Below are 19158 nucleotides of genomic sequence, written 5' to 3' on the forward strand. Positions count from 1 at the left end.
ATCTCACGGCATCGACACACCCACTCCGGCAACGACTTTCAGCCGCAATCACGACGGCGGCGATCACCCCTCAGCACTTATGAAACACGCCCTAGTTCTCAGAACGCCGGCAGCGCCGCGAAGTTGGGATCGAGACGGGCGGCGGGGCAGGTATACGCCGCCCAGCGGCGGGCACGCGAGAGCGGATGGTCGGGGAAGCGCTCGTCCCAGCGCAGGTCATCGGCCGCGTTATAGGGCAGCGCGCCGTGCAGATCGGGTGCGTACGGATGGGGCGGGTACATATTGTCGAAGCCGATTTCCAGTGCGAGTACCGCCTCACGGATTCCGGTGGTGCCGGTCTCCGGGCAGAGGATCTGCAGCACCGCACTGCAAGTCGCCTTCGGCACGGTGAGCGAGGCGGCAATGACCACACCGGTCGGCTGATCCGGCAGCCGCATCTTCTGCAGCCGCAGCAGCGCGGGTTGCGAATCGATTCCGACGACGAAAGCCTCGATGAGACAACCGCTTTCGGCATGGATCTCGGCGAGCCTGCGCCGCAATGTTGTCAGGTCCGTCAGTGGCGCGGGCAGGTCGGGCACCAGATCGAAGTAACTCAACTGCACGATGTCGCCAGTGGCAGGATCGCGCCACGCATTGCTGTCGAGCTGCTGTAATCCGCTGGTGTCGAACGAGATTGGCACCGGGTCACGCTACCTTGCCGCGCAGTCAGGACTGCTCGGCGAATCTCGCAGCCCGCCGTTCGCCGCCGATGAACTCGCGGCGCTCTCGAGCCTGGCGGTGACCCCTGACCACCGGTTTGCGAACCGCATTCCGGCGCACGTTCGTAGCGCCCGGCGAACGTCTGCCGCGATCGGGCCCGCGGTGCTGATTCTGAGTTCGGACCCGCAGATGCAGTTGCAGACCGAGGCGGCCGCTGCGGCCGAATCCACACGATGAACCGATGCCGCCGACCGCTGGCACTGAATCAGGTACCGGCCGAACGGAATTCATCGAGTAGTGCGGCTCGTGCATCGCCGATGTGCGAGCCCAGGTCGCCGCCGATATGCAGCCAGATCTCGTAGCCCGCAAAGAAACAGGCCATGCTGACCTTGGCCCAGAGCAGCGGCCGCACATCGGTGCCCGCCGCTACACCCAAGCGGTGCGCAAGATGTTCGGCGACAAGGGATTCCACCGCATTGCGCTTGGCCAGCTCGCGGGCCTGCAAGGCCGGGTTGGCCGCGATCAGCGCATCGCGGGCGCGGGCGTCGGCGAGACGGTCGGCGAAGCGGTCGACCAGCGGGCCGATGACCGCGACCATGGTTTCCTCCGGGGATTCGTCGGACGGGCGCTCGGCCAGCAGACCGGCCAGTTCCGCCCGATGCTCGTCGTCCTCGGCAAACAGCAATTCATCCTTACTGGCGTAGTAGCGGTGCAGGGTGCGCGTCCCGACCTCGGCCTCGGCGGCGATATCCGCCACGGTCACGGCGTCGTATCCGCGCTCGACGAATAACCGCAGCGCGGCATCGGCGATCGCCCGCCTCGTCCGCTCCTTCTTTCGATCCCGCAACGACATCCGAGTATTGTCGCACAGCGCGCCATATGGCAGACTCTGCCATATGACAACAAGTGACAGAACTGTTGTGATCACCGGCGGCACCAGCGGCCTCGGCCGCGAATGCGCCAGGGCACTCGCCGCCGATCCCCGATGGACGGTCGTCGTGACCGGGCGTGACGCCGACCGGGCCCAGGCGCAGGCCGCCGCCATCGGCGCGCAGGCGGCAACGCTGGACCTCGCCGCACTGGCCTCCGTCGCCCATTTCGCCGACGAGTTCCGCAGGCGCGGACTACCTCCGCTGCGCGCACTGGTGTGCAACGCCGGACTGCAGTTCACCCGCCGCAGCTACACCGAGGACGGCGTAGAGGCCACCTTCGGCGTCAACCATCTCGGACACCTCGCACTGGTCCAAGCGCTGCTCGACGACCTGATCGCACCCGCGCGCATCGTCTTCGTCACCTCGGGCACACATAATCCGGATCAGTTCACCGGCATGCCCGATCCGCTGGATACCGATGTCCGCCAACTCGCCTACCCGCCCGAGTCGACAGAATCCGCACAGCGCGACGGCCGTCGCCGTTACAGCACATCGAAGTTGGCTAATCTGCAGACCACTTACGAATTGGCACGCCAGTTCCAGCCGCGCGGCATCACGGTGAATGCCTTCGATCCGGGACTGATGCCAGGCACCGGACTCGCCAGGGATGCCGGGGCGGCAGCCAAACTGTTGTGGCGCACAGTCGCTCGGGGTCTGGTGTTATTGCCCGGTGTGAATACACCGCGCCGATCGGGCGAGGATCTCGCGTGGCTTGTCACCGATCCATCGCTCGACAAGATGACCGGCCAGCACTTCGTTGGCCGTACCGCGAAACCTTCATCGAAGGCGTCCTACGACCGGGACGCGCAACACGCGCTGTACACCGACAGTCTCGAACTCCTCGGCGAACTCGCGCGCTGACACATCGTCGGAGACGAATGCCGGCGATGCCGAACACCCGTGGGCGTTCGGCATCGTTGCGGCAGAGCGTATTCCGGCTACTCCTCGGCCGGTTTCGCTTTCGGGCCGCGCCCTGCCTGTTTCAACGCAAGGCGCAGTGCGTACTCGATCTGGGCATTGATACTGCGCAGGTCGTCGGCGGCCCACTGGGCAATGGCCTCGTGTATCGCCGGGTCCAGGCGTAGCAGGATCTTCTTGCGCTCGGCCATGGGCGACTCAGGAGTAGAGCGAGCCGGTATTGACGACGGGTTGGGTGGCGCGGTCACCGCAGAGGACGACCAGCAGGTTGGAGACCATGGCGGCCTTGCGTTCCTCGTCGAGTTCGACGACGCCCTGTTCGGCGAGCCTGTCCAGCGCGAGCCGGACCATGCCGACCGCGCCCTCGACGATCCGGGTGCGCGCGGCGACCACCTGGGCCGCCTGCTGCCGCACGAGCATGGCCTGCGCGATCTCCGGCGCGTAGGCAAGGTGGGTGATCCTGGCCTCGATGACCTCGATGCCCGCCAGATCGGTGCGGTCACGCAGTTCGACGGTCAGTTCCTCGGCCACCTCGACCCCGTCGCGCAGGCTGGTGGCGTTCTGGTCGTGCGCGTCATAGGGGTGGGTCGTGGCCAGGTGCCGCACGGCCGCCTCGGACTGTGTCGCCACGTACTCTTCGTAGTCGTCGACCGAGAATGCGGCCTTGAAGCTGTCGACTACCCGGTAGACCACGACGGCGGCGATGTCCACCGGATTGCCGTCGGCATCGTTGACCTTGAGCTTCTGGGTCTCGAAGTTGCGCACCTTCAGCGAAATGCTGCGGCGGTCGGTGAGCGGCACCACGGAGTAGAAGCCGGGCTCGCTCAGTGAGCCGATGTAGCGGCCGAAGAACTGAACGACCTTGGCCTCATTGGGATTCACCACGGTAAGCCCGGTGGCCAACAGCAGGAGCGCGACCACCACCACGGTCGCGATGATCGCGCCGACCAGTGCGGGCACATTGTCGTTGCGCGCGGCCACGGCGTATCCGACGATGGCGCCGCCACCGATCAGGAGCGTAAGGACAAACCACGACACCAACACGAGAAAGCCGTTGACGTGGAACGCCGACCGAAGCTTCATGACATCCTCCGAGTATCAAAGTGATATCACTAAGATAGCACCAGACCCGCCCCGGGCAACAGATGCTCGGGGCGGTCGCGGCGGTCAGTTCGCGGGTGTGATGTTGCGGTTGAAGCGGAACATATTGTGCGGGTCGTACTTTGCCTTCAATGCGGCCAGCCGGGCGTAGGTTTCCGGTGCGTAGCCACCTCGGGTCTGCGCCTCGTCGGCGGCGGCACCCGCGCCGTAGAGGAAGTTCAAGCTGTGACCGACGGTCCACGGCGCGAGCGCCGCGCGGATCACCGCATGATCCTCGGGCGCGGCGTCACCCGCATCGGGTCCAGGCATGGTGATGATGCGAACGATGTAGTCGGCATCCCGGTTGTCCACGCTGATCCCCGCGGGACCACGCCTACTCAGCGCACCGCCGAGGTGCCGGATATCGACTACCGCCTGGATCGGCGATTCGGGTCCGGTGGCCTCGAGCAAGACCGACAAGGTTTCTCCGGTGAGCTCATCGAGCAGTGCATTGGTAGCGGCGTAGGCATGCGGGTGGTCGGGATCGCTGTGGATGGTGTGCGATTCGGTGTACGGCATGACCCGCAGGTCATCCTTCAGACGATCCCCGACGGCCCGCAACGGCTCGACCAAACGCTCGCCCTCGTCTACGGATCCGTTGTAGGCGATCCGGATCGACGCGACATAGCGCCCGCGCAGCGGTTCCGGAACCTGCGGAATGGGCGGGAAGGTCATGACGGTGACCGTCGAGGTCAGCTCGTCGGGCAGCGTTGCGGTCCAGTCCTTCCAAGCTTCCAGGGCCTGCTCGACCAGCGGGGTGTCGAAGACCAACTGACCGCCGTAGACGGTGGCGACCGGAACCAGCTCCAGTTCCAGCGCGGTCACCACGCCGAAATTGCCGCCGCTGCCGAGCACCGCGCCGAAGAGTTCGTCGCCGGGGGTCAGCGTGCGGACCCGACCGTCCGCCGTGACGATTTCGACGACGCGCACATGTTCGGCGGCGTAGCCGAATTGCCGTGCCAGCAGGCCCAATCCGCCGCCGAGGCTGTAGCCGACGACCCCGACCGACGGCGAGGATCCGTTCAACGGTGCCAGCCCGTACGGTGCGGCGGCTTCGACCAGCGCGCCCGCCCGCACTCCGGCGCCGATGCGGGCCGTACGCGTCGGCGGGTCGATCCGGATATCGGTCATCCGACGGGTGCTGATCAGCACACCGCCGTCGGCCGCGGCCGAAAGTCCGTGCCCGGTGGCCTGGACCGCGACCGGAAGTCCGTGGCGCGCGGCGTATTCCACCGCACTGCGCACATCCTCGATGTGTACCGCGCCGACGACCAGTGCGGGGCGGTGGCGGTACGCGGCCTGGAAACCGGCGACTTCTTCGTCGTATCCGGTGTCGCCGGGGCGGAAGACCGGGCCGGTGAAGGTGTCGATGATCTCTGCGGTGTTTCCCATGCCTTGAACGATGCCGCGTGCTGAGTCAGAAGTACAACAGATAGTTCTGCTTGTCCTTATAATCAGTAGTTATGGAACTGCGCCAACTCCGCTACTTCGTGACCGTGGTCGAGGAGGCCAACTTCACCCGCGCTGCGGCTCGGTTGCATTTGGCCCAACCCGGACTCAGCGCGCAGATCCGCCAGCTCGAACGTGAACTGGGACAACAACTTCTCGATCGCGGCGGGCGCTCGGTGACCTTGACCGAAGTGGGCGCGGCGGTGCTACCGCATGTCAGGACCGCGCTGGCGGCAACCGAGCAGATCACCGCGACAGTGGACGAATTCACTGGACTGCTGCGCGGACACGTCCGGCTCGGATGCATATCCGGCGCGGGCGACGAGGAATTCGATATCTCCTCGGTGCTGGCGGATTTTCACGACGACCACCCGCAGGTCGGCATCAGCCTGACCGAGGACACCTCCGAACGGATGCTCGCGGCGGTGCGCAGCGGTGAGCTGGATATCGCCCTGGTCGGGTTGACCGGCGCCGAGATCGGTGCCGAGATCGGTATCGATATTGTGCTCGATACGCCGGTGGTTGCGGCGGTCGCGCCGGACGGTAAGAAGGGTGCCGCGATCACGCTCGACCAGTTGCGCGAGCAACCGCTGATCTGTCTGCCGCGCGGCACCGGTATCCGCGGCGTCTTCGATCGAGCCTGTGCCGCAGCGGGATTCGAACCCGATATCGCATTCGAGGCCGCCGCTCCCCCGCTGTTGCTCCGGCTCGCCGCCCGCGGCCTCGGCATCGCGGTGGTGCCCGCGCTGACGGCCGAGGAGGCCGCCGCATTCGGCGTGCGGGTGCTGTCGATCACCGAACCGGAGCTGCGCGGACAACTCGCGTTGGCGTGGCGGCGCGATCGTCCGGGCAGTCCGGCGGCGAAAGTCCTACTCGGACAACTCCGTATCGGCCTGGGCCAGCGCTGAATTCACAGCAGTCGCGACAGGAATGCCTTGGTGCGTTCCTGTTTCGGGTCGGCCAGCATCTCGCGTGGATTACCCGCCTCCACGACCACGCCGCCGTCCATGAACACCAGTTGGTCGGCAACCTCACGGGCGAAACCCATTTCGTGGGTGACAACCACCATCGTCATTCCGTCGGCGGCGAGTTCGCGCATGACCCCGAGCACCTCGCCGACCAATTCCGGATCCAGTGCCGAGGTCGGCTCGTCGAAGAGCATCAGCTTGGGATCCATGGCCAGTGCGCGGGCAATGGCGACGCGCTGTTGCTGACCGCCGGAGAGCTGGGCCGGATAGGCATTCGCCTTGTCCCCCATGCCGACTCGGTCAAGCAACTCGTGTGCACGCGCCGTCGCGTCCGTCTTGCGCAGGCCCTTCACCTGGATGGGCGCCTCGACAATGTTCTCCATCGCCGTACGATGCGGGAACAGGTTGAAATGCTGGAACACCATGCCGATATCGCGGCGCTGCTTGGCCGCATCACGCGGGTGCAATTCGTAGAGTTTGCCGCCCTTTTCGCGATAGCCGATGAGGTCGCCGTCGACATAGAGCCGACCGGCATTCACCTGCTCGAGGTGGTTGATACAGCGCAGAAAGGTCGATTTACCCGAACCCGACGGCCCGATCAGGCACAGCACATCGCCACGCCCGACCTCGAGCGAAATGCCCTTGAGCACCTGCAGCGCACCGAAGTTCTTGCACACCCGATCCGCGAAAATCATCGGCTGTGTGTCAGTCGGCTCCACTTTGTCTGTCGTCCCGCTCATGCCTGCGAAAGCGGCCGTGTCCATTGTTCGCTCGCTACGCTCGCTCATTTCGCCTTCACAATCGTCTGAGCGTCGGCCAGTTGCTGCAGTTGCTTGGCGGTCAGCTGTCGCGAGGCACCCCTCGAGTAGTAGCGCTCCAGGTAATACTGCCCGATCATCAGCACGCTGGTGACCGCGAGATACCAAGTGGCGGTGACCAATAGCAGTGGAATCGGCTGGAAGTTCACACCGTAGATATCGCGGGCCCGCCCGTACAGGTCGGTGCTCAACGGGATCGCGGTGACCAACGCAGTGGTCTTCAGCATGCCGATGAGCTCATTACCGGTCGGCGGAATGATCACCCGCATCGCCTGCGGCAGCACGGTTCTGCGCATGGTCTGCGACCACGACATGCCCAGCGCCGTCGAGGCCTCGCGCTGCCCCTCGCCGACAGAATTGATTCCGGCACGGACGATTTCGGCCATATACGCGGCCTCGTTCAACGCGAGGCCGATCACTGCGAAGGCGAACGCGGCCTGCAATCCCTGGACGTCGATCCGAACGAACTCCGGCCCGAACGGCACACCGAGCTGGATCGACTTGTACAGCGACGGAAACAGACCCCAGAAGACCAACTGCACGAAAACCGGTGTGCCACGGAAAATCCAGAGATACACCCACGCCACGGCGCGCAACACCGGATTCGGAGACAGGCGCATCACCGCGAGCAACGCGCCCAGCACGATGGCGATCGCCATCGCGAGCACGGTCAGCTCGAGGGTGATCATCGCGCCGGAGGCGATCCGGCTATCGAACAAGTACTTTCGATAGGTTCCCCATCCGTACGCGGGGTTGGTGGCCGCGCCGTAGATGAAGAGCCCGAGCAGGGCCAGGATGATCGCCGCAGCGATCCAGCGGCCCGGCCTGCGTAGGGGAACGGCCTTGATCGGCTCCGGTTCTGCCGCGTCGATCGGCCCGCCGGGCCCGGTGTTGTCGCCGGGCGCCGACGTGATTTCGGATGACGACATCGATCAGCTCTCGGCGCCGTTGATGACCGACTTGGTGATCGCGCCTTCCTGCACACCCCAGTTCTTGGTGATCTCCAGGTACTTGCCGTTATCCATCAGGTGCTGGACGGCGGCCTGCAGCGCCTTGCCGAGCGCCGAACCCTTGGGAATGGCCCAACCGTAGGGCGCGGAATCGAAGACCTTGCCCGCCGCTTCGATCTTGCCGTCGCTCTTCTTGATCGCATACGCGGTAACCGGCGAATCCGCCGACATCGCGTCGACCTGGCCGAGCACCAGCGCGTTGGTCGCCGCGCTCTGCTCGTCGAACGGCTTCTTATCGATGGCGGGCTTGCCCTCCGCCTCGCACTTCTTACTGCGCGCCGGAATTTCGTCGGTGTCCTGAACCGTGGTGGCCTGCACTGCGACCCGCTTACCGCAGGCGTTTTCCGGGTCGATCGGTTTACCCGTCTGTTGCGCCCACTGGCTGCCCGCGTTGAAGTAAGTGGTGAAGTCGACGCTCTGTTCGCGTTCCTTCGAGTCGGTGATGGAGGACATGCCGACGTCGTAGGTGCCCGCCTGGATCGCGGGAATGATCTTCTCGAATGAGGATTCGACGTACTCGGCCTTGAGGCCGAGGGTCGCGGCGACCGCGTCCATCAGGTCGACATCGAAACCGACGATCTTGCCGCTCGGATCCTTGTACTCATTGGGCTGATACGGGACATTGACTCCGACGACGAGCTTGCCCGACTGCTTGATCTTGTCCGGGAGTAGCGCGGCGGCCGTGTCGAACTTGTCGATCCCCTGTACCTTCACCACCGAGGGCGAGTTGTCCTCGGTGTTACTACAGCCCGACACCGCCAGCACACCACCGGCGAGTACGCACATCGCTTGCAGGGCGCGCCTGCCAAGAACCGATCGAACAGACACAGCAGCCCTCCACATTTCGGATCCGAGAAACCCGGGCGTCACCACCCGTTTGGCAATCTAAGCGATCGTGGCGTTTCGTGCTGGACAGTAACGGAAGATTATCCGTTCTGTGCGGAACACTCCGAGCACAGCAAACACTCAGGCACCGGCGGTGGACCCTACCGGACGGTCCGATGTTCGAATGAGTTGGGTTCCGGGTCGCCTCACCGATCCCAGTCAGCGCCGGTGCACCCTGGCGCAGACCTGCTCGGTGAATTCGCTGGTCGAGGCAAGACCACCCAGGTCGGCGGTGGCGATGCCCGCGGCGAACGCGGCAGCGACGGCACCTTCGATGCGTTCACCCGCCTTCGACAGCGCGCGGTTGTTGTCGCGAATTCCCAGCCAGTGCAACAACATTGCCGCCGAGAGCTGTAGCGCCGCCGGATTTGCGCGATTGTGTCCGGCCAGGGTCGGTGCGGCGCCGTGTACCGCCTGTGCCATCGCCTTGGTCGCCGAGCAGTTGAGCGATGCGGCGATGCCGAGCGAGCCGCTGAGTTCGCCGGCGAGATCGGAGAGGATATCGCCGAAGAGGTTCTCGGTGACCAGCACGTCGTAGTCGCGGGCCGCACGGACCAGATGGGCGGCGGCCGCGTCGACGTGTTCGTCGTCGACCTCGACGCCCGGATAGGCGTGGGCGACGTCATAGCAGACGTCGCGGAACAGGCCCATGGTCATGGGCAGCACATTGGCCTTGTGCACGATGGTGACCCGCTTGCGACGCGCGGCCGCGAGCCGGAAGGCCTCATGCGCGATCCGCTCGCAGGCTTGGCGGGTGATCAGGCCGACCGCCATCGCCACATCCGGGGTGGGCCGGAACTCGCCCGACCCGGCGAACATATTGCGGTCGGCGTAGAAACCCTCGCTGTTCTCCCGGACGATCACCAGGTCGATGTCGGGAGCGTTCGCCTTGATTCCGGCGAAGGCACGCGCGGGGCGGATATTCGCGTAGAGACCGAAGCGTTTGCGGATGGCGCCGCCTGGTGCGATTCGAAGTTCGGGCGGGTAGGCGGCATTGTCGTGCGGACCCAGGATCCAGGCATCTAGTTCGTCTAGGGCCGCGAGGGTCTGCTCGGGCAGCGGATCGCCGAATTCTTCGATGGCGCGCTGCCCCATCGGCAATTGCACCCAGTCGACCGAGGCCGCGCCGGCCGCGGTCAGTGCTTCGTCGACCACCACGCGGGTGGCGCGGACCACCTCCGGGCCGATGCCGTCACCTTCGATGAGGCCGAGACGCATACGGTTCACCGGGCCATCCTCCCGCGACAACGTTCGTGCACCGACAACTGGGCCGCGTGTTCGCCGCCCATCGAGCCGCGCGGGCGGCTAACCTCTCGTGAACTATGGTGCAGTCGGTCGAATTGCTATTGGACGATGTGGCCGATGCGGAGATCCGGCGGCAGTGGCAGTTGCTCACCGATGCCGGCATCCCGAGTTCGGCCGGTAAGCATGCCGAAACCAATCGACCACATATCACCGTCGCGGTGGCCAGGCAGATCTGGCCGCGCATCGATCACGCACTGGATCAACTGAGTTTCCGGCCGATTCCGATAAGACTGGGCGGCCTGCTCGTCTTCGGTGCGCGCAATCCGATCCTGGTCCGGTCGGTGGTGCCGTCGGAACAGTTGCTCGCACTGCAACGTCGGATCTTCTCGGTCGTGTCGCCATGTCCCGGCATACCGTCGAATGCGCAACCCGACGAGTGGACGCCACATATCACGCTGGCCAGACGGGTGCCGCCACAGCATGTGGGCGAGGCGATCCATGCCGTAGCCAGGGACCGTGATTTTCCCGCGACCGTGGTGGGTATCCGGCGTTGGGACGGCGATCAACGGCGCGAATGGCCGGTCGCCCGAGGAAGATAGCGGCACCGCCGGAAGATATATAACGAGCCGGACGTTATAGCTGGCGACAATCGACACGAGAGGACGTCATGGCCACCCAGACGCTGAACCAACAGAATTTCGATGAGATCGTCACCGGAAACGACGTGGTACTCGTCGATTTCTGGGCCGACTGGTGCGGTCCGTGCAAGAGCTTCGCGCCAACCTTCGAGGCCTCCTCGGACAAGCATCCCGATGTCGTGCACGGCAAGGTCGACACCGAGGCCGAACAGGGCCTGGCCGCAGCCGCCAACATTCGCTCGATTCCGACCATTATGGCGTTCCGCGAGGGGGTGCTGGTCTTCGCGCAGCCCGGCGCACTGCCGCCCGCCGCGCTGGAGGATCTGGTCACCCAGGTGAAGGCGCTGGACATGGACGAGGTGCGCAAGCAGCTCGCCGAGCAGCAGGCAGATCAGTAAACTGCACCACCGGGCCGTTCACATTCCGCGGAATGTGAACGGCCCGTTGCGTTTTCGCCTCGCTCAGGCGCCCAGCTTGTTGACGCCCGCGATCATGGCGCGGACCGTCGATTCGGCCCCGTCGTCGGCCAGGGCCGCGCCCCAGCCGCGCCTGCCGTTGCATTCGCACTGCACGAACGTCGCGGTGCCGGCAGCGGTGCGGCGCTGGTGGAATTGCAGGATTTCGACCGGATAGCCCTCGTCATAGAGGGCCGAGGTCATCGCGGCGACCGGGCTGCCGGTGGCGATCACCGTGCGCAGGTGGTCGGCGAATTCCAGGGTGGCCGTGAACTCCGCGCTCCGATTGCCAGCGGGCGACCAGTCACCGACCCGAATCGGGCCGATGTGCTCGCCATAGCGGTGGTGGAATTGCGCGGGTGTCAGATCGGCGCATTCGGCGCGCAGCGCCTTGGGGGCGGCGGCGATGAACATGTTGGGGTCAAGGGTCAGAATGGTCATTGTGCGGAGGTCTTCCCGAGGATTGTCTTCTCAATTGACAGAGGGGACCAGCAGTAAGTAATCAGTAGCCCGCAGCGAGGGGGCCGGTCCGAATCAGACCCCGCTACGGCGGGTTACTACGAGAAGTCGCCGGGTTGCCACCATCGCGGTAAGCGGAATTAGCACTGCGCTGTCGCGGTCTGCGACGTGGAGCGCGGCGCTGTGGCGGTCGGCGGGATTCGGCACGCGGACCAGAATAGGGCGATCCGGACGCAATGGCAACCACATTCCTCGCCCGTCGTGCCTACTCGCGAGTATCATCCTCGCAGCTCAGGGGGTGTAGTACCGAGGTGGATGGCAGGCCGCGGCACGCGGCGGTACTTTCGGTCACATGGGTGCCCTTGTCGCCATGACCATTCCCGGGTTGGCCATCCTGCTGATCGGACTCGCATTCGTCGAGGTGCTGTGGAATCGACTCACCGGTAGCCGGATACTGCCTTGGTTCAGACACCGCAAGCACACGCCGGTCGCGGCGACCGGATTCGAACAAGTGGCCGCGGCATTTCAAGGTTCGAAGCATCACGAATTCGAGCAGCGGCAGACGGCACTGATGCATAAGGAAGACAAGTCGGATGGGGCCCCGCCGCGCGATGAGATCGACCTGCGCACGGGGTCGGCGAAGCTGGTGCGGCGTCATTCGTACATGAACGATCCTGCGGTCTGACGTAGTACCCGCACAGTCGCCAAAGCTGTCCCCGGGGACGATTTCACTATCGATCTCGGCCCGAGCCGGATGTGCGCTGGTTGTCGGCACGACCCAGGCAATCGGTGTAACCAGTTGCGGCTCCGCTATTTTCGTCTCAGGTCCAGGATCTATCAGCAGGCTGCCATACAGTGCGAACCGCTGGCCAACGGACGCTGAAACGCGTTGCGGCACACCGGAAATCCGGTGTGCCGCAATCACCGCTCAGTGCGCGGCGGAATCCCAGCTGCGGCCGGTGCCGACGGAGACGTCCAACGGGACCGACAGCGTGATCGCCGAGGACATCTGTTCGCGGGCGAGTGCGTCCAGGGCGTCGCGCTCCCCCTCGGCGACCTCGAAGACCAGTTCGTCGTGGATCTGCAGCAGCATGCGCGAGCGCAGGCCCGCCGCCTCGATCGCCTTGTGCACGTTGATCATCGCGACCTTGATGATGTCGGCGGCGGTGCCCTGGATGGGCGCGTTGAGGGCCATGCGTTCGGCGGCCTCGCGGCGCTGACGGTTGCTGGAGTCCAGATCGGGCAGGTAACGACGGCGGCCGAAGAGGGTTTCGGTGTAGCCGACCTTGCGTGCCTGTTCCACCACCTCGTAGAGGTAGTCGCGAATGCCGCCGAAGCGGTCGAAGTAGACCTCCATCTGCTCCTTGGCCTCCTGCGTGCTGATCTTCAGCTGCGTCGAAAGACCGTAGGAGCTCAGGCCGTACGCGAGACCGTAGGACATCGCCTTGATCCGACGCCGCATTTCGGGTGTCACCTCCGACAGCGGGATATCGAAGGCCTTGGACGCGACGAAGGTGTGCAGATCCTCGCCGGAGTTGAAGGCCTCGATCAGGCCCTCGTCACCGGAAAGGTGGGCCATGATGCGCATTTCGATCTGGCTGTAATCCGCGGTCATCAGCGATCGATAGCCGGGGCCGACGACGAAGGTATCGCGGATCTGGCGGCCGGTATCGGTGCGGATCGGGATGTTCTGCAGATTCGGCTCGGTCGATGACAGCCGGCCGGTGGCGGCGATGGTCTGGTTGAAGGTGGTGTGGATGCGACCATCGTCGGCGACGGATTTGAGCAGTCCGTCCACGGTGACCTTGAGCCGGGTTGCGTCGCGGTGTTCGAGCAGATGCCGCAGGAATGGATGCTCGGTCTTCTCGAACAGCGATTCCAACGCGTCGGCGTCGGTGGTGTAGCCGGTTTTGGTGCGCTTGGTCTTCGGCATATCGAGTTCGTCGAAGAGCACCACCTGCAGCTGCTTGGGTGAGCCGAGGTTGATCTGCTTGCCGATCACGCCATAGGCGGCATTGGCCGCATCGGTGACCTTATCGGCGAATTGGCGCTGCAGGGCCTCGAGCTGGTCGGTATCGACTCCAATGCCCGCATTCTCCAATTCGGCGAGCACGCCGAGCAGCGGCAGTTCCATATCGTCGAGCAGTGCGCTGGATTCGATCTGGCGCAGTTCGCCGTCGAGTGCCTCGGCCAGGTCCAGAACCGCTCTGGCGCGCAGCATTTCGCTCTGCGCCAGCTCGGCGTCCACGGTGTCGGCATCGTCGAGCAGCGACAGCTGCGGGGTTTCGGCGGTTTCGGCACGCAGTTCGCGGTGCAGATAGCGCAGCGAGAGATCGTCGAGGTTGAAGCTGCGTTGGCCGGGGCGGACCAAGTAGGCGGCCAGGGCGGTATCGCTGGTCAGACCGGCGAGGGTCCAGCCGCGGCCGCGCAGCGCGTGCATTGCGGCCTTGGCCTCGTGCAGCGCCTTCGGCACGGCCGGATCAGCCAGCCAAGCGCCGAGTGCGACTTCGTCTTCCGGGGTCAGCACGGAGACATCGATGTAGCCGCTCTCGCCGTCCGCGGCGGCGATGGCGAGTGCGCGTGTATCGCCATTGCCCGGCGTGCCGGTGCCGACCACCGAAATACCATGGCGGACACCAACTTTCGCATGTTCGGCGAGCCACGCGGCGACCGCGCCGACCTCGAGCGCGCCGCCGCTGATCTCGAAGCCGGCTTCGGCCTCGGGCTCCGGCGGCGCGAGGGTTTCGAAGAGCCGGTCGCGCAGTACCCGGAACTCCAGGTCGTCGAAGAGCTGGTGGATCTTATTGCGATCCCATGGCTGCTGAGCCAACTGGTCGGGGGTGTAGGGCAGCGGGACGTCGCGAACCATCTCGGTGAGCTGGCGGTTGAGTACCACACTGCTGAGGTTGGCGCGCAGCGCGTCGCCGACCTTGCCCTTCACCTCGTCCACCTTGTCGACGAGGGTGCTCAGATCGCCGTATTCGCGAATCCACTTGGCGGCGGTCTTCTCCCCGACACCCGGAATGCCGGGCAGATTGTCGCTCGGGTCGCCGCGCAGGGCCGCATAGTCCGGGTACTGCGCCGGGGTGAGCTGGTATTTCGCCATCACCTCATCCGGGGTGAACCGGGTGAGATCCGAGACGCCTTTGCGCGGGTAGAGCAGCGTGACCTCATCGCTGACCAGCTGGATGGCATCACGGTCACCGGAGACGATCAGGACGCGAAAGCCCTCGGCGACGGCCTGGGTCGCGATGGTGGCGATCAGGTCGTCGGCCTCGAAACCCTCGATCGCCATCACCGGGATGCCCATGGCGCCGAGCACATCCTTGGTGAGTTCGACCTGGCCGCGGAACTCATCGGGCGTCGCATTGCGCCCCGCCTTGTACTCCGGGTATGCCTCGGTGCGGAAGGTCTTGCGATTGACGTCGAAGGCCGCGGCGATATGCGTCGGCTTCTCGTCGCGCAACAGGTTGATCAGCATCGCGGTGAATCCGTACACTGCATTCGTGGTCTGCCCGGTGACCGTCTTGAAGTTCTCCGCGGGCAGCGCGAAGAATGCGCGGTAGGCAACCGAATGTCCGTCCAACAGCAACAACGTCGGCCGCTCACCACCCATGTCACTGGCTGCTCCGGGCACGGCACTGGAACGCTGATCAGTAGTCGCTGGGGTCACGTGCAAGAGTCTAGGGAGCCCCACCGACAATCCACAGCCGCGGCACCCCCTTGTTATGCGAGTCCAGCGAGCCGTCCGATTTCCGCCGGAAGCGGTACGCCGCGGCGACCATGATTTCCCGGTGACCACAACCCGCGCAGCACTGCAGAACTTCTTCGCCGCCGAAGCCGCCTACATCACCGACGGCGCGAACTTCGATGCGATGGCCGCCTGCTTGGCCCCTGATGTCGTCATGTACCAGGCCGAGCACCTCCCTTACGGCGGCGAATGGCACGGCCCCGACGGCATCGAGAACTTCATGGCGGCGATGAGCCGGACCTGGGCCGCACTGGAGTTCCTCGAGCAGCGATTCGTAGTGGACGGCAACACAGTGGTCATCTACAACCGCGGCCGCATGCTGGCCCGTGCCACCGACCGCATGCTGGAGACCTCGGTGATGCAGCTGATGACCTTCCGCGACGGGCTGATCGTCGAGATCCGGCCGTTCTATCTGGACACCGCGGCCGTCGTCGAGGTGCTGACCGACGCGCACCGCTGATAGAAGCACGCACTCATTCCACGTGCGCCGGGGAGCTGTACCAGGTGTTGCACTCCCAGGTATCGCCCTTGTCGGAGCCCCATTTCCACCAGCCCCACACATTTTCCTCGGTGCCCTGCATCCGTGGATCGCGGGTGGCGTGGCCCTTCTGGACGGCGTGGGAGGCTTCGGTCCAGGTTTGTTCGTCGATATCGGCGCGGCCGAAGTTGGTGCCGAGGAACATGCCGGAGAAGCAGCGGGCCTGCAGTTCCATGCGGCGGCTTTGTTCGCGACCGGCGGTGGTGTCCTTGCCGACGGTCGAACGCTTTTCGTTGTAGGCCTGCATGACGCCGATCAGGTTCTGCACGTGGTGGCCGTATTCGGTACTGAGCACGGCCAGTTGGGCGCCGCGGCGCGATCCGCTGGACAGCGGTCGCATGGCGTCGTACGGCAGAACCAAGGTTTCGTCGAGCGCGCAATAGAACGTTGTCGGGCCGTTGCGCAGCCGCTGCACGCATTGGCTTGCCACCTCACGGGATTCGCTGGGGGCGAGTAGCAGCGGCGGATGGAACGGAAGTCCGGCGCCGCGCAGCGTCGGTTCCCAGGACGCGTCCAGGCAGGCGATCGCGGCCCGGTAGAAGGCCCGCGCCGACTCCGGATCATCGTGCCAGGTGGGCAGTTTGCAATCGACCCTGCCGAGTCCGACGTGCTGAGCGAAGAGCGGATGGTCGGCCAGTGCCTGCACCGCGCGGCTCGACGTCACCGGCATCCCGGCCGGCGATAGCCCGGCCAACGGCGCGAAGGCGACCGGGGGCGCCCCGTCGCCGATCGGATTCGCCGCGTCGGGCAGGGCACCGGTGAATCCCGGCGACATCGAATTACCGGAAGCCGCACGCGCAGTACGCATTTCACCCTGACCAGTGGAATATCCGGTCATCAGCAGACCCGTCGCGGTGAGCGCACCGACCACGCCGAGCACCAGCCAGATGAGCACGATGCGATTGCCGCGCAACGGACCGAGCCGAGAGCTGAACGTGCTGTTCATGACCTACCTAGAGAGCTCGATCACCGCACATTCATTGGACTCCCGCCCGGACTGGCCCGCAACTCGAGGAACCGCTCAGCGGGGTCACAGTGTGGACACGAGTTCGCGCAGCACGGGCAGGCTGACCGAGCCGGAGCCCAGCACCACATCATGGAATGCCTTGATGTCGAAATCGGCACCGAGTCGTTCGGCGGCCTGCCGACGCTGCCGACGAATCTCGAGCTGACCGACCTTATAGGCCACGGCCTGACCGGGAATCGCGATGTAGCGATCGATCTCGACCTCGATCTCGGCCAGCCCGACCGGCGCGTTGGCCACCATGAAATCAATGGCCTGCTGGCGGCTCCAGCCCTTGGCGTGGATTCCGGTATCGACGACGAGTCGGCACGAGCGCCAGGAATCGGCGGCCAACATGCCTATGCGCGCCAGATCATCGTCGTATAAACCCATTTCGTCGGCGAGTCGTTCGGTATAGAGCGCCCAACCCTCGACGAAGGCGGTATTCGCGAACGACTGCCGTTGGAACCGCGGCAGCTGATCGAGCTCGTTGGCGATGGTGAGCTGCAGATGATGCCCTGGAATGGCCTCGTGATAGGCCACCGCCGCTGTCTCGTAGCGGCTGCGGCCGGTGGGTTCGTGCTGGTTGACGAAGTAAGTGCCCGGCCGGGAGCCGTCCGCGGCGGGCGGAAAGTAGTACGCCGCAGGCGCATCCGCGGCCAGGAAGTCCGGCACCGGGGAGATATCGCAGGATTCCTTGGGCAGGCGGCCGAACCAATTGCCCATCTCCGCGATCGCCGCGCCGAGCGCGCGTTGCGCATCGGCCATTATCTCCTCGCCACTGACATAACGCAGTTCGGGATCCTGGCGCAGACGGGTGAAGATTTCGGCCGTATCGGTGGTGCCGAACAGTCGGGTACCGATTGCGGTGTATTCCGCACGCAGCAGCACCAATTCGGAAAGGCCGAGTTCGTGGATCTCGTCCGCGCCGAGATCGGGCAGGGTGGTGTGCCGGCGCAACTGCCGCCGGTAAATGTCCTCGCCGTCGGCACCGAGCCAGCACAGGCCGCATTTATCGTCGGGACGGGCGGCGGGCAGCAGTTCGTCGGCCAGAACGTCTCGATAGCGTTGGAAGGCAGGGCGGATCACCTCACGCGCGACCTCGGTGAGTTCGGCACGCCAGGCGGCCGCACCATCCCAGTCCACCGGTCCGGCGAATGTGGTGAACGGATCGGTGGCGATATCGGAGGCCAGGTAGCCGTCGAGTTGGTTGAGCGAGCGTTCGATGGTGATGCGCGCGGGTGTGCGGCCCGCCGCCGAGCCGTTGCGGAACTGTTGGACCGCCTGGTCGAGCAGTGTGTCGAATTGGCGATGGCGCTGCACCAGGGCGCGCGCGTGTTCGGGCTCCGGCGCCTTGATCTGGGGCGCCATCATCAGCATTCCGGCGTGCACACCGTCCATCTGCTCCGACGCCAGTTCGGTCGGCCGCCACGCCAGATTGTCGATGGCCGAATCCAATTCGGTGCGCAGCAGACTGCGCGTGATCCGATCGGTTCCGTTCAGTTTTTCGGCATCGAGGCCGTCGACCTGATCGCGCAAATCACGCAAGGTCACCAGCAGCCGCTGCTCGGCTTCGGGCGAGAGATCCTCGACGCGGTCGTCGAAGCGGTGGTCGCCGAGCAGGGTGGCCGTGCTCGGCGCGGCCGCCAGCACGCTGTCCCAGTAGCGGTCGGCCAGATTCGTCAGTTCGTCATGCCCGTCCACAGCGCCATTCCTCCAGTGGTGGTCGTTGGGCGCGCCAGCGCCCAACACTGGCCAGCCTCTGATGGGCACGGCGAAGACCGAGCGCCAACTCAGCCTTCGCCGTGCACATCCCGCCATCATGCCTCGAGGCGGCCACGGACGGTCCGACTTCTAGCCCACGCCCAGGTAGGCCGACTTCACGGCGGGATCGGTGAGCAGATCCCCGCCGATACCGCTCTTGGTGACCTCACCGGTCTCCAGAATGTAGGCGCGGTCGCTGCGGGTCAGCGCCTGCTGGGCATTCTGCTCGACCAACAGCACGGTGGTGCCCTGCTGGTTGATCTCACTGATGATCCGGAAGATCTGCTGAATCACCATGGGCGCCAATCCCATCGACGGTTCGTCCAGCAGCAGCAGGCGCGGTCGAGCCATGAGCGAGCGGCCGATGGCCAGCATCTGCTGCTCACCGCCGGAGAGCGTGCCGCCGACCTGCTTGCGTCGCTCGGACAGCCGCGGGAACAACTCGAAGACCCACTCCAGCGTCTGGCCGTATTCCGCCTTCTGCTT

Annotated in this window: 21 protein-coding genes; 7 read left to right on the forward strand and 14 right to left on the reverse strand. The window is 65.2% G+C overall.

The annotated features are described in order from the left end of the window. Window positions 1–98: 98 nt before the first annotated feature. Window positions 99–680, reverse strand: a complete 582-nt coding sequence (locus AB0J47_RS40980; protein WP_364359714.1) for a hypothetical protein — start codon at window positions 678–680, stop codon at window positions 99–101. Here AB0J47_RS40980 and AB0J47_RS40985 point away from each other — a divergent pair. Beyond that, a complete protein-coding gene (locus tag AB0J47_RS40985; protein WP_364359717.1) occupies window positions 661–936 on the forward strand; it encodes a hypothetical protein in 276 nt (91 codons plus the stop codon). The two genes, AB0J47_RS40980 and AB0J47_RS40985, sit on opposite strands and share 20 nt — an antisense overlap. A 28-nt stretch (window positions 937–964) precedes the next feature. On the opposite strand, the gene AB0J47_RS40990 is transcribed toward AB0J47_RS40985, so the two are convergent. Further along, window positions 965–1552, reverse strand: coding sequence for a TetR family transcriptional regulator (locus tag AB0J47_RS40990; protein ID WP_364359720.1), 588 nt, complete (start codon window positions 1550–1552; stop codon window positions 965–967). A gap of 43 nt (window positions 1553–1595) precedes the next feature. Between AB0J47_RS40990 and AB0J47_RS40995 the strand changes: the two genes are divergently transcribed. After that, window positions 1596–2492, forward strand: a complete 897-nt coding sequence (locus tag AB0J47_RS40995) for an SDR family NAD(P)-dependent oxidoreductase (protein WP_364359723.1) — start codon at window positions 1596–1598, stop codon at window positions 2490–2492. Window positions 2493–2569: 77 nt separating this feature from the next. On the opposite strand, the gene AB0J47_RS41000 is transcribed toward AB0J47_RS40995, so the two are convergent. The 3 genes from AB0J47_RS41000 to AB0J47_RS41010 form a co-directional block, all read right to left on the reverse strand. After that, on the reverse strand, window positions 2570–2740 hold the full coding sequence (locus AB0J47_RS41000; RefSeq protein ID WP_157187107.1) for a toxin-antitoxin system HicB family antitoxin: 171 nt from the start codon (window positions 2738–2740) through the stop codon (window positions 2570–2572). Between the two features lie 7 nt (window positions 2741–2747). After that, entirely contained in the window at window positions 2748–3632 is an 885-nt protein-coding gene (locus tag AB0J47_RS41005) for an SPFH domain-containing protein (protein ID WP_364359727.1), read from the reverse strand. 84 nt (window positions 3633–3716) lie between these two features. Next, window positions 3717–5081, reverse strand: coding sequence for an FAD-binding oxidoreductase (locus AB0J47_RS41010; protein WP_364359730.1), 1365 nt, complete (start codon window positions 5079–5081; stop codon window positions 3717–3719). 71 nt (window positions 5082–5152) lie between these two features. Between AB0J47_RS41010 and AB0J47_RS41015 the strand changes: the two genes are divergently transcribed. Further along, window positions 5153–6046: a LysR family transcriptional regulator gene (locus AB0J47_RS41015; protein WP_364359733.1), complete on the forward strand. Its 894-nt coding sequence runs from the start codon at window positions 5153–5155 to the stop codon at window positions 6044–6046. Between the two features lie 2 nt (window positions 6047–6048). Here the strand turns inward: AB0J47_RS41015 and AB0J47_RS41020 are convergent, their stop codons facing one another. The 4 genes from AB0J47_RS41020 to AB0J47_RS41035 all read right to left on the reverse strand — a co-directional run bounded on the left by AB0J47_RS41020 (window position 6049) and on the right by AB0J47_RS41035 (window position 10037). Continuing rightward, a complete protein-coding gene (locus AB0J47_RS41020; RefSeq protein WP_364359736.1) occupies window positions 6049–6801 on the reverse strand; it encodes an amino acid ABC transporter ATP-binding protein in 753 nt (250 codons plus the stop codon). Between the two features lie 89 nt (window positions 6802–6890). Further along, window positions 6891–7853 (reverse strand): amino acid ABC transporter permease, encoded by a 963-nt coding sequence (locus tag AB0J47_RS41025; RefSeq protein ID WP_364359739.1) that lies wholly within the window; start codon window positions 7851–7853, stop codon window positions 6891–6893. A 3-nt stretch (window positions 7854–7856) separates the two neighbouring features. After that, the gene (locus tag AB0J47_RS41030) at window positions 7857–8720 is read right to left on the reverse strand and encodes an ABC transporter substrate-binding protein (RefSeq protein ID WP_364359766.1); all 864 of its coding nucleotides are present in this window, start codon (window positions 8718–8720) and stop codon (window positions 7857–7859) included. 258 nt (window positions 8721–8978) lie between these two features. Further along, complete coding sequence (locus tag AB0J47_RS41035) at window positions 8979–10037, reverse strand: isocitrate/isopropylmalate family dehydrogenase (RefSeq protein WP_364359769.1); 1059 nt, start codon at window positions 10035–10037, stop codon at window positions 8979–8981. A gap of 104 nt (window positions 10038–10141) precedes the next feature. On the opposite strand from AB0J47_RS41035, the gene AB0J47_RS41040 reads away from it, so the two are divergent. Together AB0J47_RS41040 and trxA are read left to right on the forward strand one after the other, a co-directional pair. After that, window positions 10142–10663 carry a 2'-5' RNA ligase family protein gene (locus AB0J47_RS41040; RefSeq protein ID WP_364359742.1) on the forward strand — a complete coding sequence of 174 codons (522 nt, stop codon included), beginning with the start codon at window positions 10142–10144 and terminating at the stop codon, window positions 10661–10663. 68 nt (window positions 10664–10731) lie between these two features. Further along, on the forward strand, window positions 10732–11100 hold the full coding sequence (gene trxA, locus AB0J47_RS41045) for a thioredoxin (RefSeq protein ID WP_062987048.1): 369 nt from the start codon (window positions 10732–10734) through the stop codon (window positions 11098–11100). 63 nt (window positions 11101–11163) lie between these two features. Here trxA and AB0J47_RS41050 read toward each other — a convergent pair whose 3' ends face one another. Next, entirely contained in the window at window positions 11164–11598 is a 435-nt protein-coding gene (locus tag AB0J47_RS41050) for a 2-keto-3-deoxygluconate kinase (RefSeq protein WP_364359746.1), read from the reverse strand. 370 nt (window positions 11599–11968) lie between these two features. On the opposite strand from AB0J47_RS41050, the gene AB0J47_RS41055 reads away from it, so the two are divergent. Next, the gene (locus AB0J47_RS41055; protein ID WP_364359749.1) at window positions 11969–12301 is read left to right on the forward strand and encodes a DUF6191 domain-containing protein; all 333 of its coding nucleotides are present in this window, start codon (window positions 11969–11971) and stop codon (window positions 12299–12301) included. A 243-nt stretch (window positions 12302–12544) separates the two neighbouring features. On the opposite strand, the gene polA is transcribed toward AB0J47_RS41055, so the two are convergent. Then, complete coding sequence (gene polA / locus AB0J47_RS41060) at window positions 12545–15289, reverse strand: DNA polymerase I (protein ID WP_364359752.1); 2745 nt, start codon at window positions 15287–15289, stop codon at window positions 12545–12547. Between the two features lie 121 nt (window positions 15290–15410). Here polA and AB0J47_RS41065 point away from each other — a divergent pair, with 121 nt between their 5' ends. Further along, a complete protein-coding gene (locus tag AB0J47_RS41065) occupies window positions 15411–15827 on the forward strand; it encodes a nuclear transport factor 2 family protein (RefSeq protein ID WP_364359756.1) in 417 nt (138 codons plus the stop codon). A gap of 13 nt (window positions 15828–15840) precedes the next feature. Here AB0J47_RS41065 and AB0J47_RS41070 read toward each other — a convergent pair whose 3' ends face one another. The 3 genes from AB0J47_RS41070 to AB0J47_RS41080 all read right to left on the reverse strand — a co-directional run. Further along, complete coding sequence (locus tag AB0J47_RS41070; protein ID WP_364359759.1) at window positions 15841–16851, reverse strand: neutral zinc metallopeptidase; 1011 nt, start codon at window positions 16849–16851, stop codon at window positions 15841–15843. An 84-nt stretch (window positions 16852–16935) separates the two neighbouring features. Further along, a complete protein-coding gene (locus tag AB0J47_RS41075; RefSeq protein ID WP_364359762.1) occupies window positions 16936–18612 on the reverse strand; it encodes a DUF885 domain-containing protein in 1677 nt (558 codons plus the stop codon). Between the two features lie 150 nt (window positions 18613–18762). Beyond that, window positions 18763–19158: ATP-binding cassette domain-containing protein (locus AB0J47_RS41080; RefSeq protein WP_355188133.1), on the reverse strand; the 396-nt coding region annotated here is incomplete at its 5' end.

Origin of the sequence: Nocardia sp. NPDC049737 (assembly GCF_040674755.1) — a bacterium.
Lineage (GTDB): Bacteria > Actinomycetota > Actinomycetes > Mycobacteriales > Mycobacteriaceae > Nocardia.

Bases quoted from the DNA above. Each gene is read 5' to 3' on its own strand.
- trxA (WP_062987048.1), top strand. From the start codon at position 10,732: ATGGCCACCCAGACGCTGAACCAACAGAATTTCGATGAGATCGTCACC.
- AB0J47_RS41020 (WP_364359736.1), bottom strand. From the start codon at position 6,801: ATGATTTTCGCGGATCGGGTGTGCAAGAACTTCGGTGCGCTGCAGGTG.
- AB0J47_RS41070 (WP_364359759.1), bottom strand. From the start codon at position 16,851: ATGAACAGCACGTTCAGCTCTCGGCTCGGTCCGTTGCGCGGCAATCGC.
- AB0J47_RS41025 (WP_364359739.1), bottom strand. From the start codon at position 7,853: ATGTCGTCATCCGAAATCACGTCGGCGCCCGGCGACAACACCGGGCCC.
- AB0J47_RS41010 (WP_364359730.1), bottom strand. From the start codon at position 5,081: ATGGGAAACACCGCAGAGATCATCGACACCTTCACCGGCCCGGTCTTC.
- AB0J47_RS41015 (WP_364359733.1), top strand. From the start codon at position 5,153: ATGGAACTGCGCCAACTCCGCTACTTCGTGACCGTGGTCGAGGAGGCC.
- AB0J47_RS41050 (WP_364359746.1), bottom strand. From the start codon at position 11,598: ATGACCATTCTGACCCTTGACCCCAACATGTTCATCGCCGCCGCCCCC.
- AB0J47_RS41000 (WP_157187107.1), bottom strand. From the start codon at position 2,740: ATGGCCGAGCGCAAGAAGATCCTGCTACGCCTGGACCCGGCGATACAC.
- AB0J47_RS41055 (WP_364359749.1), top strand. From the start codon at position 11,969: ATGGGTGCCCTTGTCGCCATGACCATTCCCGGGTTGGCCATCCTGCTG.
- AB0J47_RS41040 (WP_364359742.1), top strand. From the start codon at position 10,142: ATGGTGCAGTCGGTCGAATTGCTATTGGACGATGTGGCCGATGCGGAG.
- AB0J47_RS41035 (WP_364359769.1), bottom strand. From the start codon at position 10,037: ATGCGTCTCGGCCTCATCGAAGGTGACGGCATCGGCCCGGAGGTGGTC.
- AB0J47_RS40995 (WP_364359723.1), top strand. From the start codon at position 1,596: ATGACAACAAGTGACAGAACTGTTGTGATCACCGGCGGCACCAGCGGC.
- AB0J47_RS41005 (WP_364359727.1), bottom strand. From the start codon at position 3,632: ATGAAGCTTCGGTCGGCGTTCCACGTCAACGGCTTTCTCGTGTTGGTG.
- AB0J47_RS40990 (WP_364359720.1), bottom strand. From the start codon at position 1,552: ATGTCGTTGCGGGATCGAAAGAAGGAGCGGACGAGGCGGGCGATCGCC.
- AB0J47_RS41030 (WP_364359766.1), bottom strand. From the start codon at position 8,720: ATGTGCGTACTCGCCGGTGGTGTGCTGGCGGTGTCGGGCTGTAGTAAC.